This window comes from Brachyspira catarrhinii, assembly GCF_005518285.1.
Classification (GTDB): Bacteria; Spirochaetota; Brachyspiria; order Brachyspirales; family Brachyspiraceae; genus Brachyspira; species Brachyspira catarrhinii.
The window spans coordinates 1-3,030 of record NZ_SJDU01000288.1; the positions used below are offsets into that span (position 1 = coordinate 1).

2 protein-coding genes are annotated in these 3,030 nt (G+C 30.7%); one reads left to right on the forward strand and one right to left on the reverse strand.

Going from position 1 to position 3,030, the window contains the following annotated elements; genetic code table 11:
* Positions 1-120 precede the first annotated feature (120 nt).
* Positions 121-1,122 carry a PIN/TRAM domain-containing protein gene (locus EZH24_RS09470; RefSeq protein ID WP_137998911.1) on the forward strand — a complete coding sequence of 334 codons (1,002 nt, stop codon included), beginning with the start codon at positions 121-123 and terminating at the stop codon, positions 1,120-1,122.
* Positions 1,123-1,195: 73 nt separating this feature from the next.
* Here EZH24_RS09470 and EZH24_RS09475 read toward each other — a convergent pair whose 3' ends face one another.
* Complete coding sequence (locus EZH24_RS09475; RefSeq protein ID WP_137998912.1) at positions 1,196-2,971, reverse strand: ankyrin repeat domain-containing protein; 1,776 nt, start codon at positions 2,969-2,971, stop codon at positions 1,196-1,198.
* Positions 2,972-3,030: the final 59 nt, after the last annotated feature.

Consider the following 3,030-nt stretch of genomic DNA (forward strand, 5'->3'; position numbering starts at 1 on the left):
AAAGATACAAAAGAAGGGTAATATTTGTATTTATCCGTTCAAATGTTTATTTATTCTGTTAATATTTAATTTATTGTAAGTTGGGTTGTTTATATAAAATAAAAAAATTGGAGAAAATTTATGTGGCGTATAGTATATTTTTTAATATCTTTATTGATAGCTTTGTTTATTCATTTATCCGATAACGATAAAAGTTTTAGTTCGGAAAATTTGATTATATTTTTTATAAGCGCGGTTCTTATATTTTTATTCGAGTTTTTCTTAATAAGAAAAAAATCTTCAAAAATAACTTTGGCGTTTTTTGTATCGTTTTTCTTTACCGTTGTTACGGTTTTGCTTACGATACTCGTTATAAGAAGTATAGGAATCAATTTGTCGGTAAATATAAAATTGATTATTTTGTTTGTGGAAGGTTATTTGACTTTCGGAATCATATCGGCGTTTATACCAAATTTATCGGACATATTCAAATTAACAAAGCAGGATAAAACGGGTTCGGCAAAAATATTGGATACTTCGGTTATAGTTGACGGCAGAATTTACGATATAGCGGAGAAGAAATTTTTTGACGGAATCTTGATTTTGCCCGAATTTGTGATAAAAGAAGTGCAATTTTTGAGCGATTCGAAAGACCCGCAAAAGAGAATAAGGGGAAGAAGGGCTTTGGAAATTTTGAATAAAATGAAATCTTCAAAAAATATATTGCTATCGGTTACCGATATTGATTTTCCCAATATAAAAGAAGTCGATTTGAAACTTATAGAACTTGCCAAAAAGATGGACGCTAAAGTCATAACTAACGATTTTAATTTAATGAAAGTGGCTTCATTGCATAATGTTAGCATATTAAATATTAACGATTTGGCAAATTCGCTTCATGTTGTCGTTTTGCCCGGCGAAACTATAAAAATAGATTTGATAAGAGAAGGAAAAGACAAACAAGCTCTCGGATATTTGGAAGACGGAACTATGATAGTAGTAGAAAACGCCAAACATTTGATAGGAAAAAATGTCGATATAGAAATAGACAATGTTTTACAAAAAGAAGCGGGAAGAGTAATATTTGCATCTTTAATCGGAGCTAATAAAAGTATGTTTAATCAAAATAAGAGATTTAAATAATTTTTAAAGTTTTTTATAAATTAAAAAGGACTTTATTATTATATAAAGTCCTTTTTATTTGTATTTATTTTTATTAATAATTAAAATTCCACCATTTTTTAGATAAGTCTCTCTTTTTCTTGTATATCGGTAAATCATAATCATTATTATTTTCATAGACTTGAGTGGTAGAACCGCCTAAATAAGCGACTATTTCATTATATTCGTTTTCTTTAGCCCAATCTGCCGCGGTAAGTCCGTCTGCATCTTGCCAATTTTTATCGACATTATATTTTTCAACCAAAAGGACAACCGCATTCATATTTCCATACATAGCCGCATAATGAAGAGGAGTTTGAGAGGAGGAATTTGCTTGAGTCGGACTCGCTCCTTGACTTAAAAGCAATTCTATTGTCGAATCATAATTTTTCATAATAGCCCAATGCAAAGGAGTATCCGCTCCGTTATTGTCCGCTTCGTTTATTAAAGTTTTATCTTTATTTAATAATAAATTGATAACTTCATTATTACCGTTGGCGGCGGCGATATGAATAGCCATAGCTCCGTCTATATCGTCTCTCGCTCTTATATTGCAATTTGCTTCCAAAAGCGCGGAAACTATTTGAGGATTTCCAATATAAGAAGCGTATAATAAAGGAGTATCGCCTCCCAAATACCAATCCTCCGAAGTAGTCGCTTCATAAGGAAGTTTTATTTCTTTATCTATATCTTCATATGAAAGCAATGCATTAACTAAATCCAAATTATTATTTTCTATCGCTCTATGTAAAGGAGAAAATCCATCTTCATCTTGAAAATTAGGATTTACTCCATCTTTTATCAAATTATTAACGGCTATTATGTCGTTATTTTTTATCGCCACTAAAAGCTCGAGTTGTCTTACATCCAATTCGTCTTTATTATTGTCTTCTATATTTTCAGTGGCAGAAATTTCATTATCCTCATTATTTTCATTTGCATTATCTTCATTAGCAGTATTTTCAATATTATCTTCTTTTCTTTCTTCTAATAATTCTGCTTGAGTTTTATCTTCTTCGTTATTATCGTTTATAATATTTTCTTCGTTTTCTCTTTCAATGTTTTCTCCGCCAGATAAATAATTTTTAATATCATCCCTTTGAGCGTAAGATAAAGGAGTGCTTCCATCATTCGCTTTACTTTCTTTATCCGCTCCCAAGTCTATAAGATTTTCAACCGTTTGAAGAGATGAAAAAGCCGATGCATAGTGAAGAGGCGTCCAACCGTCTACATCTTTTGCTTCTATATCCGCTCCTCTTTCGGATAAAAATTTAATAGTTTCAGGTTTATCTTTCATAGCAGCCCAATGTAAAGGATTATTTCCTTTATTGTCGGTTTCATTGATTATAGTTTCATCTTTTGATAGCAATATTTCTATAACCTCGTTATTGCCGTTTGCCGCAGCCATATGAATTGCCATAGTTCCGTCAATATCGTCTCTCGCTTTTATATCGGCGTTATTATCGAGTAAAGTTTTAACGATATTCGTATACCCCAAATATGAAGCTAAAATTAAAGGAGTCGCTCCGCCCAAATACCAACCGTCTATACTAACCGTCATATCCAATTTGGAATTTATATTTAAATTTGTATTTTTCAAAAGTTCATTAACCGTAGCCAAATCGTTATTATAAACGGCTCTGTGAATCGGAGTATATCCGTTCGTATCCAAAACATTAATATTTATATTCGTATCCGCCGAACTTATGAGCGAAGAAACTTCTTGAGAATCTTTTTCATTTATAGCGTTAAATAAATTTTCTTCTTCGGTCGTTAAAGCGAAAATCGAATAACTGAAAATAAATAACAATAAATATTTTATATATTTCATTTTGCACCTCAAATAAAAATAGTTTACATATTATAAAAAAATAGCAATAATAAAATAAT